Origin of the sequence: Burkholderia dolosa (genome assembly GCF_902499135.1) — a bacterium.
GTDB classification, from domain to species: Bacteria; Pseudomonadota; Gammaproteobacteria; order Burkholderiales; family Burkholderiaceae; genus Burkholderia; species Burkholderia dolosa.
Genome location: NZ_CABVPR010000093.1, coordinates 1 through 15,635, shown reverse-complemented (window position 1 = coordinate 15,635; position 15,635 = coordinate 1). Strand labels below are relative to the sequence as shown.

Annotated in this window: 12 protein-coding genes; 6 read left to right on the top strand and 6 right to left on the bottom strand. The window is 68.6% G+C overall.

Translation table 11 applies throughout. From position 1 onward, the window contains the following. Positions 1–123 precede the first annotated feature (123 nt). Entirely contained in the window at positions 124–1,845 is a 1,722-nt protein-coding gene (gene ggt, locus BUB20358_RS26350) for a gamma-glutamyltransferase (RefSeq protein ID WP_006765772.1), read from the bottom strand. Between the two features lie 461 nt (positions 1,846–2,306). On the opposite strand from ggt, the gene BUB20358_RS26345 reads away from it, so the two are divergent. From BUB20358_RS26345 to BUB20358_RS26330, 4 genes are all read left to right on the top strand, one after another. After that, on the top strand, positions 2,307–2,969 hold the full coding sequence (locus BUB20358_RS26345; RefSeq protein ID WP_035973994.1) for a coiled-coil domain-containing protein: 663 nt from the start codon (positions 2,307–2,309) through the stop codon (positions 2,967–2,969). Positions 2,970–3,517: 548 nt separating this feature from the next. Next, a complete protein-coding gene (locus tag BUB20358_RS26340) occupies positions 3,518–4,042 on the top strand; it encodes a metal-dependent hydrolase (RefSeq protein WP_006765771.1) in 525 nt (174 codons plus the stop codon). Positions 4,043–4,424: 382 nt separating this feature from the next. Further along, complete coding sequence (locus tag BUB20358_RS26335; RefSeq protein ID WP_035973991.1) at positions 4,425–8,945, top strand: DEAD/DEAH box helicase; 4,521 nt, start codon at positions 4,425–4,427, stop codon at positions 8,943–8,945. Positions 8,946–9,106: 161 nt separating this feature from the next. Next, the gene (locus tag BUB20358_RS26330) at positions 9,107–10,381 is read left to right on the top strand and encodes an APC family permease (RefSeq protein ID WP_035973989.1); all 1,275 of its coding nucleotides are present in this window, start codon (positions 9,107–9,109) and stop codon (positions 10,379–10,381) included. Positions 10,382–10,518: 137 nt separating this feature from the next. Here the strand turns inward: BUB20358_RS26330 and BUB20358_RS26325 are convergent, their stop codons facing one another. From BUB20358_RS26325 to pcaQ, 3 genes are all read right to left on the bottom strand, one after another. Then, positions 10,519–10,815, bottom strand: coding sequence for an XRE family transcriptional regulator (locus BUB20358_RS26325; RefSeq protein ID WP_006765768.1), 297 nt, complete (start codon positions 10,813–10,815; stop codon positions 10,519–10,521). 66 nt (positions 10,816–10,881) lie between these two features. Then, complete coding sequence (locus BUB20358_RS26320) at positions 10,882–11,241, bottom strand: type II toxin-antitoxin system RelE/ParE family toxin (protein ID WP_006765767.1); 360 nt, start codon at positions 11,239–11,241, stop codon at positions 10,882–10,884. A gap of 173 nt (positions 11,242–11,414) precedes the next feature. Beyond that, complete coding sequence (pcaQ, locus tag BUB20358_RS26315; protein ID WP_035973988.1) at positions 11,415–12,401, bottom strand: pca operon transcription factor PcaQ; 987 nt, start codon at positions 12,399–12,401, stop codon at positions 11,415–11,417. Between the two features lie 274 nt (positions 12,402–12,675). Between pcaQ and pcaH the strand changes: the two genes are divergently transcribed. Further along, positions 12,676–13,383, top strand: coding sequence for a protocatechuate 3,4-dioxygenase subunit beta (gene pcaH / locus BUB20358_RS26310; RefSeq protein WP_035973986.1), 708 nt, complete (start codon positions 12,676–12,678; stop codon positions 13,381–13,383). Positions 13,384–13,386: 3 nt separating this feature from the next. After that, positions 13,387–13,980 carry a protocatechuate 3,4-dioxygenase subunit alpha gene (gene pcaG, locus BUB20358_RS26305; RefSeq protein ID WP_006765765.1) on the top strand — a complete coding sequence of 198 codons (594 nt, stop codon included), beginning with the start codon at positions 13,387–13,389 and terminating at the stop codon, positions 13,978–13,980. Positions 13,981–14,505: 525 nt separating this feature from the next. On the opposite strand, the gene BUB20358_RS26300 is transcribed toward pcaG, so the two are convergent. Further along, on the bottom strand, positions 14,506–15,285 hold the full coding sequence (locus tag BUB20358_RS26300; RefSeq protein WP_035973984.1) for an AraC family transcriptional regulator: 780 nt from the start codon (positions 15,283–15,285) through the stop codon (positions 14,506–14,508). Positions 15,286–15,411: 126 nt separating this feature from the next. Continuing rightward, a partial coding sequence (locus tag BUB20358_RS26295) for a M55 family metallopeptidase (protein WP_174905140.1) occupies positions 15,412–15,635 on the bottom strand: 224 nt, incomplete at its 5' end.

The window sequence follows — 15,635 nt, the reverse complement described above, 5'->3', positions numbered from 1 at the left end:
CCGAGCCCGCACCGAGCCCGCACCGAGCCCGCACCGAGCCCGCACTGAGCCCGCACCGGACCCGCACGGCCGGACGCGTGCCGGTCGCGCGGCCGCCCGCGCGGCGCGCGCGACCGATGCGCGTCAGCGGATCACGCGCGTCACCCCGCGTCCGCGCGGATCGGCGACCGCCTGCGGCGTCTTCCCGTCGATCTTGATCACCTGGATGTCGCCGCTGAAGTCCTGCCCCTTCAGCGTATAGCCGCGCGCTTCGAGCTGCTTCGCGAGCTCGCCTTCGATCGGGCGGTACGGCTCCCAGAAGATCGTGTTCGGCGGCAGCAGCTGATGATGGAAGCGCATCGCGGCGACCGCGTCCTTCAACGGCATCTTGAAGTCGTAGATGTTGTTGATCACCTGGAAGATCGACGTGAAGATCCGCGAGCCGCCCGGCGTGCCGATCACGAGCGACACCTTGCCGTCCTTCGTCAGGATCGTCGGCGACATCGACGACAGCGGACGCTTCTTCGGCTCGATCGCGTTCGCGTCGCTGCCGACCACGCCGAACATGTTCGCGACGCCCGGCTTCGCGGAGAAGTCGTCCATTTCGTCGTTCAGCACGATGCCGGTGCCGTCGGCGACCACGCCCGAGCCGAAATAGCCGTTGATCGTGTACGTGTTCGACACCGCGTTGCCCCACTTGTCGACGACCGAGAAGTGCGTCGTTTCGGCCTTCTCCGGCATCGTCGTGCCGAGGCCCGGCTGCACGCTCTTCGTGTCCGACGGCTCCTTCGGATTGACCTCGGCCGCACGCTTCGCGATGTACGCGTCGTCGGTCAGCTGCGCGACCGGCACCTTGTAGAAGTCCGGATCGCCGAGATACTGCGCGCGATCCGCGAACACCCGCTTCTCGATTTCGGCGATCAGATGGATGTATTGCGGCGAGTTGAGCGTCACGCCGTCGAAATCCTTCTTCAGGTCGGCCTTCATCTTCAGCAGCTGCACGAGGCCGATGCCGCCGGAGCTCGGCGGCGGCGCGGTGATCACGTCGTAGCCGTTCCACTTCGCCTGCACCGGCTGGCGCCACACCGCGCGGTATTGCGCGAGATCCTCGGTCGTGATCAGTCCGTTGCCGTCGCCGGTCTTCATCGACGCGGCGATCAGCTCGGCCGTCTTGCCCTTGTAGAAGCCGTCCGCGCCGTCGTTCGCGATGCGCGTGAGCACGTCGGCGAGCTCGGGCTGCTTGAAGTTCACGCCGGCCTTCATTCCGGCGAAGTACTTGTCGAAGTTGGTCTTGCCGCCGAACTCCTTCGACGCGTCGACGCCGCGCTGCGCGAGCTGTTCGTCGACGATGAAGCCGTCGCGCGCATAGTGGATCGCCGGCGCGAGCACCTGCTTCCACTTCAGGCGGCCGAAGCGCTTCTGCGCCTCCCACATGCCGGCGACCGTGCCGGGCACGCCGACCGCGCGCGGGCCGTACAGGCTCATCCCCTTGACGACGTTGCCGTCCTTGTCGAGGTACATGTCCTTCGTCGCGGCGAGCGGCGCGCGCTCGCGATAGTCGATGAAGTACGGCTTGCCGTCCTTGTAGATCGTCATGAAGCCGCCGCCGCCGATGTTGCCGGCTTCCGGATACGTGACGGCGAGCGTGAACGCGATCGCGACGGCCGCGTCGATCGCGTTGCCGCCTTCCTTGAAGATCCGCTCCGCGGCATCGGCGCTGTACTTGTCGGCCACCGCGACCGCGGAGCCGGTCAGCACCGCGGGCCGCGTCTCCTTCGCGTGAACGGGCGCGTTCGGCAGGAAGCCGATGCCGGCCGCCGTCGCGAATACGACGACGGATGATTTGAAGCGATTCAACGTAGTCATTGCTTGTCTCCCATGCATGTCTCCTTCGGGGTGGAGCGCCTGACGCACTCGTGAACGGCCACACGAAACTGGCGCACTCGCCGCGTATTCAGTCCGCGGATGAACGACGGCGCGGCCCGACGAGCACATCGCGACGTCGGCGCCACGTTGAAACGGATCACGCGAACGCCGAAATGATACAGCCACGCCGTCGTTCGCACGCTTGCCGCCGGTTCAAGCGCGGTGGCATGTGGCCGGCTCTCGGCCACGGGACGATGGCGTCGGCCGCAAGCCGCGATCGCGATGCCGACGGCGACGCACGGAAAAACCGATCGATTTTTGACAGTGGCCAGGTGTGACACCGGATACCATCCTTCAAAAAATAACGGGAACGGATTATTTCCGCATACCCGAATTTCATCTCATTTTTGATCGTAGAGGGTAAAACCGTGGCAGTTCACTCCATAGCTGATTCAGCCCCAATGCAGATCATCGACACGCTTCACGCAATGTCGAAAGGTGATCGCATTCATACCAAAGATCTCGACAAGCTTCAGCGGCTCGCCAAAAACCTGACCCGCGCAGAATCGTCGCCCCGCGAGTTCGCATCCCAATCCAAAACTACTGCCGTCCTTCTCGGCGATATCAATCAGACGTTACTCAACCAAGGTTCCCGGATCGAGGGCCAAAAACGTGAAAAGCTCGTCAGCCTGAGGGAAGCGATCGTTCGATGCCTGAAATCTGAAGTTGACTTTAATAACAGCCAAATTAATTTTAAAGACGCACAAATCGCGAAAAATAAGACTGCCATCAAGGAACTGGAGAAGAAAATCGAAAAAAACCGTAAGAGCTCGTCGAACTTGAAGAGGGCTGTCACAGAATGGGACGACGGTTTGAAGAATTCCTCCGCCTCTCCATACAAAAGCGACGCCTACGCAGAAATGAGGAATGCTGCCGAAATTGCTCGCATGCGAAAAGAAATCCCACGTCGAGAGGGGAACATCGATACCTACGAGGACGACAAGAGAAAGCTCGATGACAAGAACCGGTCTCTTGTGAACGGCATTGATCGCGCTAAAAGAGAGCTCGACAAACTCCAGTCGGCCCTGAGCAAGATTGAAGCCGTTGATCTCAAGCGTCGGTGAGGCTCGACCCAACCGGCCGCGTATTACCCGCTGCATATGCAGTTCGTGAGGGCCACGGGCCCTCGCGACCGCGTTCCTTCAATGCGGCAGCTTCGCCCTCATCCACGCTACGCGCCAATGCGTGAAATCGCCGCGCCGCATTGCGAACTGCCGAATTTTTTCGGGTGCCCCGAATCCGGAGCTTGTTTCCCGCGATGGCATTGGATTGGAACGCGGGCGTCGGCATCCCGGAGAACGGCAACAAAATATGCATGTCCGCCGGTCTCGCGTCAGAGCCGCACCGCAGCGGAGAAATCCGCACGGACTGCCCGCCCACGCAAAGCCTTGGCGCGACTATCTCGCGCCGACACCGATCGCCACGGCGCATCCATACCGCATCGCCGCTCGCTCGCCCGTTTGTGAGCCGGGAAAACGTGCCGTTTCGCCTGGCCCGGCTCGACAAACTCCATCCGGACGCCCACTGCCCCGGCCGATCTGAGAAGATAGCGCCCTGCTATCGCGCGGGCCTTTCGCTCGCTTCCGCCCGCTCCACTTCCGCTTCATTGCGTATGGCTTCACACAATGCACATCATGCGTCCGGCTTCGCGGCCGGCGTCGCGGCCGCCGTCCTCGTCGCGCAGACGGGCGCGACCGGTCCGTGGCACGCCGGCCTGCTCGCCGCGTTCATCGCGGGCGTCGCCGGCGGCACCGCGCCCGACTGGCTCGAAGTCGCGTGGTGGAGCCGCAAGCGCCGTCTGTGGATCGCGCATCGCACCGTCACGCACTGGGGCATCGGCTGGATCGCGCTGCTCGCGCTCGGATGGCATGGGCTCACCCACCGTCCGCATCCGCTGTGGGCGGCGCCGCTGTTCGGTTTCGCGTGCGGCGGCGTGATGCATCTGCTCGCGGACTGGCCGAATCCGCTCGGCGTACCGTGGATCTGGCGACGTCATTCGCTGAACTTATGGAACAGCGGCCGTTGCGACCTGATCGTCGTCGCCGCCGCATGGGGCGGCACGCTATGGCTCGCGCAGTCGTTGTGGGCGCACACGCCGCGGCTCGAACACTGGCTCGGCTGGCTGCATCGCGTGTAGGCGCGCGTAATTGCGCTTAATCCGGTTTAGTCGCGCTCGGTCGCGGTTTTTGCGCGTATGTCGGCGCGGCGGCCGCATCGCATCGGGGATGCCGACGTTTGCGCGTTGCCGGCGGCTGCATCGTCGACAACCGAGACCGGCACGCGCGGCGAGCAACGCGAATGGCAACGAACCGCGGGCGCAACGCGCATCGTTCGCGCTATGTGCGTGTCCCGTTCGCGCGACGCGCGCGCCGGTTGAAAGTCCGGCACCGCCCCTCATCTGGAGGGTCGACGTCCACGTTCGCGCCGGCCGGGCGACGCCCGGCAAGCACGCGCGACGTCTGGCACACTGACGTTTCGCGCGACCGTGCCGCGCGCTCGCACCCCAATTCAACGCTCCCATGGATGTCACCGCCACCCACGCCGCTGCCAGCGCGCTCGACGTGTTCCACCCGGCCGTCGCCGCGTGGTTCCGCCGCACGTTCGCCGCGCCGACCGGCGCGCAGGCGCTCGCGTGGCCGCACATCAAGGCCGGCCGCTCGACGCTCGTCGCCGCGCCGACCGGCTCCGGCAAGACGCTGACCGCATTCCTGTGCGCGCTCGACGATCTCGTTCGCGACGCGCTGTCGCACGACGGCGCGCTGCCCGACGCGACGCTGGTCGTCTACGTATCGCCGCTCAAGGCGCTGTCGAACGACATCCACGTGAACCTCGATGCGCCGCTTGCCGGCATCGCCGAATCGCTCGCGCGGCTCGGGCTGCCGGTGCCGGACATCCGCACCGCGGTGCGTACCGGCGACACGACGCAGGCCGAACGCGCCGCGCTGCGCAAGCGCGCGCCGCACATCCTCGTCACGACGCCGGAGTCGCTGTACGTGCTGCTGTCGTCGACGTCCGGACGGCAGATGCTGTCGAGCGTGCGCTCGGTGATCGTCGACGAGATCCATGCGCTCGCATCGTCGAAGCGCGGCAGCCACCTCGCGCTGTCGCTCGAACGCCTCGATGCGCTGACCGGCCGCGCGCTGCCGCGCATCGGGCTGTCGGCGACGCAGAAGCCGATCGACGCGGTCGCGCGCTTTCTGGTCGGCGGCGCCGCCGGCGCGCCGCGCGACTGCACGATCGTCGACACCGGCCACACGCGCGAGCGCGACCTCGCGCTCGAACTGCCGAACGTGCCGCTCGAGCCGGTGATGGCGACCGACGTGTGGGAACAGGTGTACGACCGGATCGCGCAGCTCGCCGCCGCACACCGGACGACGCTGGTGTTCGTCAACACGCGCCGCACTGCCGAGCGCGTCGCGCGCCATCTCGCCGACCGGCTCGGCAAGGACGCGATCGCCGCACACCACGGCAGCCTCGCGAAGGAGCATCGTTTCGATGCCGAGCAGCGGCTGAAGCGCGGCGAACTGAAGCTGCTCGTCGCAACGGCTTCGCTCGAACTCGGCATCGACATCGGCGACGTCGATCTCGTGTGCCAGATCGGCTCGCCGCGCGGCATCGCGCCGTTCCTGCAGCGCGTCGGCCGCTCGGGGCACCACGTCGGCGGCGTGCCGAAAGGCCGGCTGTTCCCGCTGTCGCGCGACGAGCTCGTCGAATGCGCGGCGCTGCTCGACTGCGTGCGGCGCGGCGAACTCGACGCGCTGCGCATTCCGCAAGCGCCGCTCGACGTGCTCGCGCAGCAGATCGTCGCCGAAGTCGCGTGCGCGCAATGGCGCGAGGACGATCTGTATGCGGCGTTCACGCGCGCGGCCCCGTACGCGCAGCTGTCGCGCGAACGCTTCGACGAAGTGATGAAGATGCTCGCGGAAGGCTTCACGAGCCGCCGCGGCGTGCGCGCCGCGTATCTGCATCGCAACGTGGTCGATGGCACGGTGCGCGGCCGCCGCAACGCGATGATGACCGCGACGACGTCCGGCGGCACGATCCCCGACATGGCCGACTATGCGGTGCTGCTCGAGCCGCAGGGGATTCAGGTCGGCACCGTGAACGAGGATTTCGCGGTCGAAAGCCTGGCCGGCGACGTGTTCCAGCTCGGCAACCAGTCGTATCGGATCATCCGCGTCGAAACGGGCCGCGTGCGCGTCGAGGACGCGCACGGTGCGCCGCCGAGCATTCCGTTCTGGCTCGGCGAAGCGCCGGGGCGCAGCGACGAGCTGTCGGCCGCGGTCGGCCGGCTGCGTGCACGGCTCGACGCGCTGCTCGCGGAAGGCGACCGGCTCGTGGACGGCGCCGCCAGCAAACGCGCGGGCCGCACGGCCGCCCGCGACGACGCCGCGGAAACCGGCACGGACGCCCGATCCGCGACGGACGCCGCCACCTCGGCGCACGCGCGACGAAACGACGGCGAACGCGCCGCTGCCGCGGCCTCTGCCGGCGTGCCGGACAGCCGGCTCGCACCGGCGTTGCACTGGCTCGTCGACGATCTGCACCTGTCGCCCGGCGCCGCACGCCAGATCGTCGAATATCTCGCGCGCAGCCGCGCGGCGCTCGGCGCGCTGCCGACGCAGGACACGCTCGTGATGGAGCGCTTCTTCGACGAATCGGGCGGCACGCAGCTCGTGATCCATTCGCCGTTCGGCAGCCGCATCAACCGCGCGTGGGGGCTCGCGCTGCGCAAGCGCTTCTGCCGCAGCTTCAACTTCGAGCTGCAGGCCGCCGCAACCGACGACGCGATCATTCTGTCGCTGTCGCTCGCGCACAGCTTCGCGCTCGACGACGTGTGGCGCTATCTGCGCTCGGCCAGCGCCGAGCACGTGCTGATCCAGGCGCTGCTCGACGCGCCGCTGTTCGGCGTGCGCTGGCGCTGGAACGCGACGACCGCGCTCGCGCTGCCGCGCTTCACCGGCGGCCGGCGCACCGCGCCGCAGCTGCAGCGGATGAAGAGCGACGATCTGCTCGCGACGATCTTTCCCGATCAGGCTGCGTGCCTCGAAAACGTCGTCGGCGAGCGCGAAATTCCGCATCATCCGCTCGTCGACCAGACGCTCGACGACTGCCTGCACGACGCGATGGACACCGACGGCTGGCTCGCGCTGCTGCGCCGGATCGAAAGCGGCGCGATCGAACTGATCGCGCGCGATCTGCCGGCGCCGTCGCCGCTCGCGGCCGAAATCCTGAATGCGAAGCCGTATGCGTACCTCGACGACGCGCCGATCGAAGAACGCCGCACGCAGGCCGTGCAGGCGCGCCGCTGGAGCGATCCGGAATCAGCCGACGATCTCGGCGCGCTCGATGCCGACGCGATCGACGCCGTGCGCGACGAAGCATGGCCGCTGGTACGCGACGCCGACGAAATGCACGACGCGCTGCTCACGCTCGCGTGCATCGCCGACGACGAAGCGCACGCGCACGACGGCTGGCCCGCCCGGCTCGCGGAACTGGCCGAGCGCCGCCGCGCGACGAAGCTCGTCACGCGCAGCGGCGCCGCGTTGTGGGTGCCGGTCGAACGGCTCGTCTGCGTGCGCGCGCTGCATCCCGACGCGCGCATCGCGCCCGCACTCAAGGTGCCGGCCGCCTGCGCGCAGCCGTGGGATGCGGACGCCGCGCTCGTCGACGTGATCCGCGCGCGGCTCACCGGTTTCGGGCCGCTCGCGCTCGACGCGATCGCGACGCCGCTCGACCTGCCGCCCGCGGCGGTCGCGACGGCGCTCGCGGCGCTGGAGCGCGAAGGCTACGTGATGCGCGGCCGCTTCACGCCGGGCGCGAGCGCGGACGAATGGTGCGAACGCCACCTGCTCGCGCGCATTCACCGCTACACGGTGAAGCGGCTGCGCCGCGAGATCGAGCCGGTCGAACGCGCGGACTTCATGCGCTTCCTGTTCCACTGGCAGCACGTGACGCCCGACACGCGCGGCACCGGCCGCGACGCGCTGGCGGCCGTCGTCGAACAACTCGAGGGCTACGAAGCGGCGGCGGGCGCGTGGGAAGACGCGCTGCTGCCCGCGCGGCTCGCCGATTACACGGCCGGCGGCCTCGACGAGCTGTGCCGCTCCGGCAAGCTCGTGTGGACACGGATCGGCGCGCCGGCGCGCGCGGCCGGCACGCCGGTGAAGACGACGCCGATCGTGCTGCTGCCGCGCCGCCATCTCGCCGCATGGCACGCGCTGCGCGATCCCGACGCGCAGCCGGTGCTGTCCGCGCGGGCCGCGCAGGTGCGCGACGCGCTCGCCGCGCACGGCGCGATGTTCTTCGATGCGCTGCTCGACGAGCTGCACATGCTGCCCATCGAGCTCGAGCAGGCGCTCGGCGAGCTGGTGTCGGCGGGGCTCGCGAATGCGGACAGCTTCGCCGGCTTGCGCGCGCTGCTGAAACCAGCGGTCAAGCGCAGCGCGACGTATGCGCCGCGCACGCGGCGCGGCGGCGCGCTGATCGGCGGCATGGACGACGCCGGTCGCTGGGCGCTCGTGCAGCGCGCGGCACCGCGCGCCGACGCGCCGGCACCGAAGCGCGGCCTCGCCGCGACCGATCCGGACGCGCTCGAACACGTCGCATGGACGCTGCTGCGTCGATACGGCGTCGTGTTCTGGCGGCTGCTGGAGCGCGAGGCCGACTGGCTGCCGAGCTGGCGCGAGCTCGTGCGCGTGCTGCAGCGCCTCGAAGCACGCGGCGAGATTCGCGGCGGCCGCTTCGTCGCCGGCCTCGCAGGCGAACAGTTCGCGCTGCCGGAAGCGATCCCGGTCCTGCGCGACATGCGCCGCCAGCCCGGCGACGGCCAGTACGTATGTGTGACCGGCGCCGATCCGCTGAATCTCGTCGGCACGCTGCTGCCCGGCGACAAGGTGCCGGCGCTCGCCGGCAATCGCGTGCTGTTCCGCGACGGCGTGCCGATCGCGTCGCTCGTGTCGGGCACGTTCCATTACGCGGCCGATTTGTCGCCGGCCGCACGCGAGGACGCCCGGCTGCGCGTCGCGCGCCGCTGTTGATCGCTGCCGATCGCTCGCCTTCCTGACATCGACTGACAACGACACGGTGAACACTACTGATCGCCGCGCCGCATCGCGGCGTGCGTTCGGGTAGCATCGAACGATTCGCTACGCGCGCCGCCCGCGCGATGACAAGACAAGCCCTCCGGAGACTCCCGCCCATGCGCTCGCATGCCGATTCGCCCGCCGCTCATCAGGCGGGATCGCTGACCATCTTCCAGGGCGCCGCGCTGTATATCGGCGCGGTGCTCGGCACGGGCGTGATTGCGTTGCCGGCGCTTGCCGCCGAGGTCGCGGGCCCCGCGTCGCTGCTGGCATGGGCGGCGCTCGTCGTGCTGTCCGGGCCGCTCGCGGCGACCTTCGCCGCGCTCGGCGCGCGCTATCCCGATGCGGGCGGCGTATCGACGTACGCACGCCGCGCGTTCGGACCGAAGGCGGCGGCCATCGTCGGCTGGTGCTTCTATTTCGCGGTGCCGGCCGGCGCGCCGGCCGCTGCGATGTTCGGCGGCGCTTACGTCGCGGCGGTGATCGGTGGCGGACAGACGACGGTCATCGTCACCGCTGCCGCACTGATCGCGATCGTGTCGGCTGCGAACGCGTTCGGCGTGACCGTATCGGGCCGCATGCAGCTCGTGCTGTCGGCATTGCTCGTCACGCTGCTGCTGGCCGCCGTGCTCGCGTCCGCGCCACATGCGCGCGCGGCGAATCTGCAGCCGTTCGCGCCGCACGGCTGGCTCGCGGTCGGGCAAGCCGCCGCGCTGCTCGTATGGAGTTTCGCGGGCTGGGAAGCGATTACGCATCTGGCGGCCGAGTTTCGCCGACCCGCCCACGACATGCCGCGTTCGGCCGGCATCGCGGTCGTGGTCGTCGGATTGCTGTATCTGTCGGTGGCCGCGGCCAGCGTCATGGTGCTCGGGCCGTCCGCCGGCGCATCGGGTGCGCCGCTCGCCGAATTGATCGCCGGCGGCATCGGCGGCCACGCGCAGGTGCTCGCCGCCGCGGCCGCGCTGCTGCTCACGCTGGGCACGATGAACGCGTACTTTGCAGGCGCCGCGAAGCTCGGTGCGGCGCTCGGCCGCGACGGCGCGCTGCCGGCATGGCTTGCGCAAGGCAGCCAGGTGGGCGGCGTGCCGCGACGCAGCCTCGCGGTGATCGCCGCGCTCGCGGCACTCGCGCTGGCCGCGACGACGCTGTCCGACGTCGGCCCGAAGCCGCTCGTGCTCGTCACGTCCGGGTGCTTCGTGATGGTGTATGGATTGGGCGCGGCCGCGGCGCTGAAGCTGCTGCCGCGCGGCGGCATCGCGTATCGCTGCGCGTGGATTTCGCTTGTCGCGGTCGCCGGGCTGTTCGTGACGACCGGTTGGTATTTTCTGTGTCCGGTTCTGCTCGCGGGCGGTGCACTGCTTTATCTGCAGGTGGCGCGGCGCCGCGGATAAGCGCATGCGGGCCCGGTGTCGGCCGGCTTCGGCGGTTCACGGTCGCCGCCCTTCCCCCGCCCCGCGCACCGCAAGCCGGCGCACGCGTTGCAGCGGCGCTCGGCCGAATCCGGCCGAGCGCCGCCGCCTGTCGAACGTCACGCCGGCACCAGTTCGAAACTGAGCCGTTTGCCGAGCGCGGCGGCCGCGCTCGCGAGCGTCGCGAGCGTGAGGCTCGTGTCGGTTTCGTCGAGTAGGCGGTTCAGTGCCGCGCGGCTGGTTTTCATCCGCGCCGCCATCGCAGTCTTCGTGATCTGCTGCGCCTTCATTTCCTGCGCGATCTGCCACGCGATCACACGCTTGATCGCGGTGGCGGTGGCCGCTTCGAGATGGCCGTCCTCTTCGAGCAGCGTGTCGAAGTCGCTGCCGATGTGCATGTTGTTCGTGGTCGTCATGTGCTACTCCAATGCGTTGCGGCTGCCGGCCCGTCGGCGACGGGCGGCGCCGCGCAACCGGGAAATTCAGACGGCGCGCATCAGCGCCTTCAGCCGTGCGGCGGTGACCGCGAGATCGTCGGACGGCGTGGCCGGCGACTGCTTGAAGAATCCGTGCAGCAGAACCATCGTGTCGCCGACCACCGTGAACAGCACGCGCGCGGACCGCGTCGGCAACCGGACCCGGATCTCCCACAAATCCGCGGACATCTTCCGGACCAGCGGCATGCCGAGCGGCCAGCCCAGCTGAACGGTCTTGATCTCTTCGCCGATCGTCGCGCGCTCCGCGGGCCCGAGCGCTTTCAGCCATGCGCGGACCGGCTCGTTGCCGCAGGTCGTCCTGAAGAACCGCACGCGCAGTGTGACCTGAATCTGCTGTCTCGCCATCGTCTTGCCACCGATCGTATCAAAATCGATACGGTATGCCAAGCGCGACGCGGACGCTATCGACCGAACGGCCAGACGTCGTGTCGTCGTGTCGTCGTGTTGTCCTGTCGTTCTGTCGTCGTACCGTCGGCAACGCACCGGGTCGAACGACGCAGCCGGTTCCGCCCGCCTCGTCAGCGACCGCGCCGGCCCGGCTTGCGCGCGTTGCGCGTCGTTCGGCGCGGACGCTCGCCGCCGAATCGCGCGCGCGCGATGTCGCGCACCGCGTCGATCAACGTGCGCGCGACGGGCGACGGCTGCGCGTCGGTGCGCAGGATCAGTCCGACCGGTTCGTCGGCGCCGGCCGACGGCAGCGGCAAGCGCGCGAGCGCGCCGCCCGACAGATCGTATTCGGCCGCATAGAGCGGCACGAACCATACCGCATCGTTTTCCAGCGCGAGCGCACGCGCGACGGACACCGACAGCACCTCGATGAACGCGTCGAGCGGCGGCGCGCCGCAGGCGCCGAGCAACTGCTCGGCCGACTGGCGAATCAGCGTGCCGTACGGCGGCAGCACCACCGGATAGCGCGCCAGCTCCGCAGCCGGCGCGGCGCTCGACAGCAGCGGATGGCCGGCCCGCACGACCGCGACCAGCGGCTCGTTGTACAGCTGCTCGAACGCGAGCCCGACCATCCGCTCGGGCTCCGACAGGCGTCCGATCGCGCATTCGATCGCGCCGGCCTTCAGGCGTTCGAGCAGCTCGGCATTCGCGGCCGTCGCGATCCGCACGACCACGCGCGGCCAGCGCGCGGCGAGCGCCTTCATCAGCGCGGGCGCGAGCGACGCGGCGACCGTCGGCAGCATCCCGATTTCCAGCGTCGCGGCAGCCGCGCCGCCCTCGCGCGCGAGCAGCCCGACGCCCTGCCGCAGCGCGAGCACGCACGCGTTCGCATGCGGCATGAACAGTTGCGCTTCGCGCGTCGGCTGCGCGCCGTGGCGGCCGCGCTCGAACAGCTTGACGCCGAGAATCGCCTCGAGTTCGGCGATCGTCTTCGATACGGCCGGCTGCGTGATCGACAGGCTTTCGGCCGCCTTCTGCACGCCGCCCAGTTGCGCGACCGCGAGAAAGCACTGCAGATGGCGGAACTTGACGCGGCCGCCGGCGATACGGTTGTTCATAACGGACAGTTATGCGAATGGCGATGAAATGGCATTTTGCATAACTTTTCGGAGAGCCCCAAGCGTTCGCTGCGGAGCGCGCGATGCTGCACGGCATGCCGCCGTCGCCCGTCGTGGCGCGCGGCCCTTGTCCACTGGACGACAACCACGCCGACGCATGCGCCGAAACATAACCGTCCGTTATGCGATTCGCGAAAAAACGTCATTTTGCATAACTTTCCGGATTGGCTAAAGTCCTGCCATCCACTTCGCGAAAAACCTATCAGGAGACGCCATGGATTCCCCCACGATCCTCACGCCGCGCGACTGGCCGTCGCATCCCGCGTATGTCCACCCCGAGTACCGCTCGTCCGTGAAGCGCGGCCCGACCCGCCCGCTGATTCCGCTGAAGGAAAAGCTGCGCGATCAGTACGCGCCCGTCTACGGCGCCGACGATCTCGGCCCGCTCGATCACGATTTGACGCGCAACGCGGTGAAGAACGGCGAGCCGCTCGGCGAGCGCATCGTCGTCACCGGCCGCGTGCTCGACGAAGGCGGCAAGCCCGTGCGCAACACGCTCGTCGAGGTGTGGCAGGCGAACGCCGCCGGCCGCTACGTGCACAAGGTCGACCAGCACGACGCGCCGCTCGACCCGAACTTCCTCGGCGCCGGCCGCTGCCTGACCGACGACGAAGGCCGCTACCGCTTCCTGACGATCAAGCCCGGCGCGTATCCGTGGGGCAACCATCCGAATGCGTGGCGCCCGAATCACATCCACTTCTCGCTGTTCGGCGACTACTTCGGTTCGCGGCTGGTCACGCAGATGTACTTCCCCGGCGACCCGCTGCTCGCGTACGACCCGATCTTCCAGGGCACGCCGGAGGCCGCGCGCGATCGCCTGATCTCGCGTTTCTCGATGGACATCACCGAAGAAGGCTATGCGCTCGGCTACGAGTTCGACATCGTGCTGCGCGGCCGCGACGCCACCCCGATGGAGCGCTGAATCATGACGACGCTGAAACAAACCCCTTCGCAGACGGTCGGCCCGTACTTCGCATACGGCCTGTGCCCGCAGCAATACGGCTACGACCTGACGAGCCTGTTCACGCCGACGATCGCCGCGCCGCACGCCGAAGGCGAGCACGTGCTGCTGGTCGGGCAGGTGTTCGACGGCGACGGCAACGTCGTCAGCGACGCGGTGCTCGAATTCACGCAGGTCGACGGCGCAGGCCGCTACCCCGCGTCGCGCGACGACATCGCGAAGTCCGGCTTCACCGGCTTCGCGCGCGTCGGCACCGGCACCGATGCGCAGCACCGCTTCGTCGTCGAGACGGTAAAGCCGGGCCGTACCGCCGACGGCGACGCGCCGCACATCAACGTGACGGTGATGATGCGCGGGATCCTGACTCATGCGTTCACGCGCGTGTATTTCGACGACGAAGCAGCCGCGAATGCTGCCGATCCGGTGCTGAACGCGGTGCCGGCCGAACGTCGCGCGACGCTCGTCGCGGCGCGCGATGCGCAGCCGGGTCGCCCGGTCGTCTATCGATTCGACATCCGGATGCAGGGCCCGGAAGAGACGGTGTTCTTCGACGTTTGACGTGCTTCGACGTCTGATGCGCGAGCCCGCGTCCGCCGTTGCCGAGAAACGTCGACGCCCGGAACGCTGAAACCCGGAAACCCGGAAACCCGGAAACCCCGAAACCGCGACGCCGCGTGTCGCGATGCCGAACCGGCGTCGCGTCACGCGGCGTTTTCGTTGTCCGGCGCAATCGTTTGATGCTGCGTCGCATGAACGCACAACGCGACCGCCGGCGTCCGTGGTGCGGACGTTTCCGGACTGCAACCGAACGCCCGATCGACATGGATGCTGCACATACACATCGATCGTCGGAAAAGCCCGGTTTCGGTTCGGCGTTACGCGACCTATTCTGAGTTATCCGCAACGGGCCGACACAATTGAATCGGCTCAAGCAAGCTCAAGCAACAATGCCGTCCGCTGGTGCGTGGGTGTCGTCAGACGGCGCCCGCACGTTGTCGACCGAGTGCCTTTAAGCGCGTCCGACCGAATCCAAGTGGCAGACGCGCATTTTTTTGCCGGCACGCGCGGCGGCCGGTCCGCCGGCTACCGACGCCCGTCCACATAGCGGCTCGGCGTATCGCCGAGAATGCGGCGAAACGCGGACGCAAACGCGCTCGCGCTCGCATATCCGAGATCGAGCGCGACGCGCGTCACCGGCTGCCCGTCGCTCAGACGGGAAATCGCAGCGAGCATGCACACTTGCTGACGCCACGCAGCGAAGCTCACGCCGGTCTGCGCGCGGAACAGCCGCGTGAACGTGCGGCGGCTCACGCCGGCATCGGCAGCGGCTTCGTCGAGGTCGGCTTCGATCGACGGCGACGCGAACAGTCGGCCGCACACCTTCGCAAGCCGCGCATCGACGGGCAGCGGCGCGTGCAGCGACAGCCGCGGCATCGTCGCGATTTCCGCGACCAGCAGCGCCATCAGCTTGCCCGCGCGTCCGTCGACGTCGTACATCGCCGGCAGCTCGACGGCTTCGTCGAGCAGCTGCCGCAGCAGCGCGGACACGTCATACACGCCGCACTGCTCCGGCAGCCCCGCGGCACGCGCGGCGGCGTCCGACACGAACGCGTTGAACATCGTCACGGGCCCGGTCATCGTCAATGCATGCCGCACGCCGGCCGGCACCCAGCATGCGCGCTGCGGCGGCACGAGCCAGCGGCCGTGCGGCGTCGTCAGGCCGATCGTGCCGCGCGACGCAAACGCGAACTGGCCGCGCGCATGCGCATGCTCGGGAAACGTCGTGCCCGCCGCGTAGTCGTTGGCGGTCACGACCACACTGCGCGGAATGTGTTCGTACGGATCAAGCAGCGTATTTGTCATGGCCGGAATTTCATCATCCACGATCCAGTATCGGCGGTCGGTCTTTTTCGACCGGTCCAAGACGGGTGCCGGCTGCGCGACGAGCGGCCGCGCAACCGGATGCAGGCAGGCAGCGTCACGCATGCGTCAGCGCAGCATGAACGACATCGCCGACAGGCTGTTCAGCGTGCGCACCACGTGCTCGACCGAACGCGCGTCGAAGCGCAGCGTCACCGCATCGACACGCTCGAGCGTCGGCAGCATGCAGAACAGATCGGCGAGCGCGGCCGTCTGCACGCGCAGCGTGCACGCGGCGGGCGCCGGCCGATGATCGCCGGCGCGCCGGCCGGCCGACAGCGCGCGCTCGACCG

Bases quoted from the DNA above. Each gene is read 5' to 3' on its own strand.
- ggt (WP_006765772.1), bottom strand. From the start codon at position 1,845: ATGACTACGTTGAATCGCTTCAAATCATCCGTCGTCGTATTCGCGACG.
- BUB20358_RS26345 (WP_035973994.1), top strand. From the start codon at position 2,307: ATGCAGATCATCGACACGCTTCACGCAATGTCGAAAGGTGATCGCATT.
- BUB20358_RS26340 (WP_006765771.1), top strand. From the start codon at position 3,518: ATGGCTTCACACAATGCACATCATGCGTCCGGCTTCGCGGCCGGCGTC.
- BUB20358_RS26335 (WP_035973991.1), top strand. From the start codon at position 4,425: ATGGATGTCACCGCCACCCACGCCGCTGCCAGCGCGCTCGACGTGTTC.
- BUB20358_RS26330 (WP_035973989.1), top strand. From the start codon at position 9,107: ATGCGCTCGCATGCCGATTCGCCCGCCGCTCATCAGGCGGGATCGCTG.
- BUB20358_RS26325 (WP_006765768.1), bottom strand. From the start codon at position 10,815: ATGACGACCACGAACAACATGCACATCGGCAGCGACTTCGACACGCTG.
- BUB20358_RS26320 (WP_006765767.1), bottom strand. From the start codon at position 11,241: ATGGCGAGACAGCAGATTCAGGTCACACTGCGCGTGCGGTTCTTCAGG.
- pcaQ (WP_035973988.1), bottom strand. From the start codon at position 12,401: ATGAACAACCGTATCGCCGGCGGCCGCGTCAAGTTCCGCCATCTGCAG.
- pcaH (WP_035973986.1), top strand. From the start codon at position 12,676: ATGGATTCCCCCACGATCCTCACGCCGCGCGACTGGCCGTCGCATCCC.
- pcaG (WP_006765765.1), top strand. From the start codon at position 13,387: ATGACGACGCTGAAACAAACCCCTTCGCAGACGGTCGGCCCGTACTTC.
- BUB20358_RS26300 (WP_035973984.1), bottom strand. From the start codon at position 15,285: ATGACAAATACGCTGCTTGATCCGTACGAACACATTCCGCGCAGTGTG.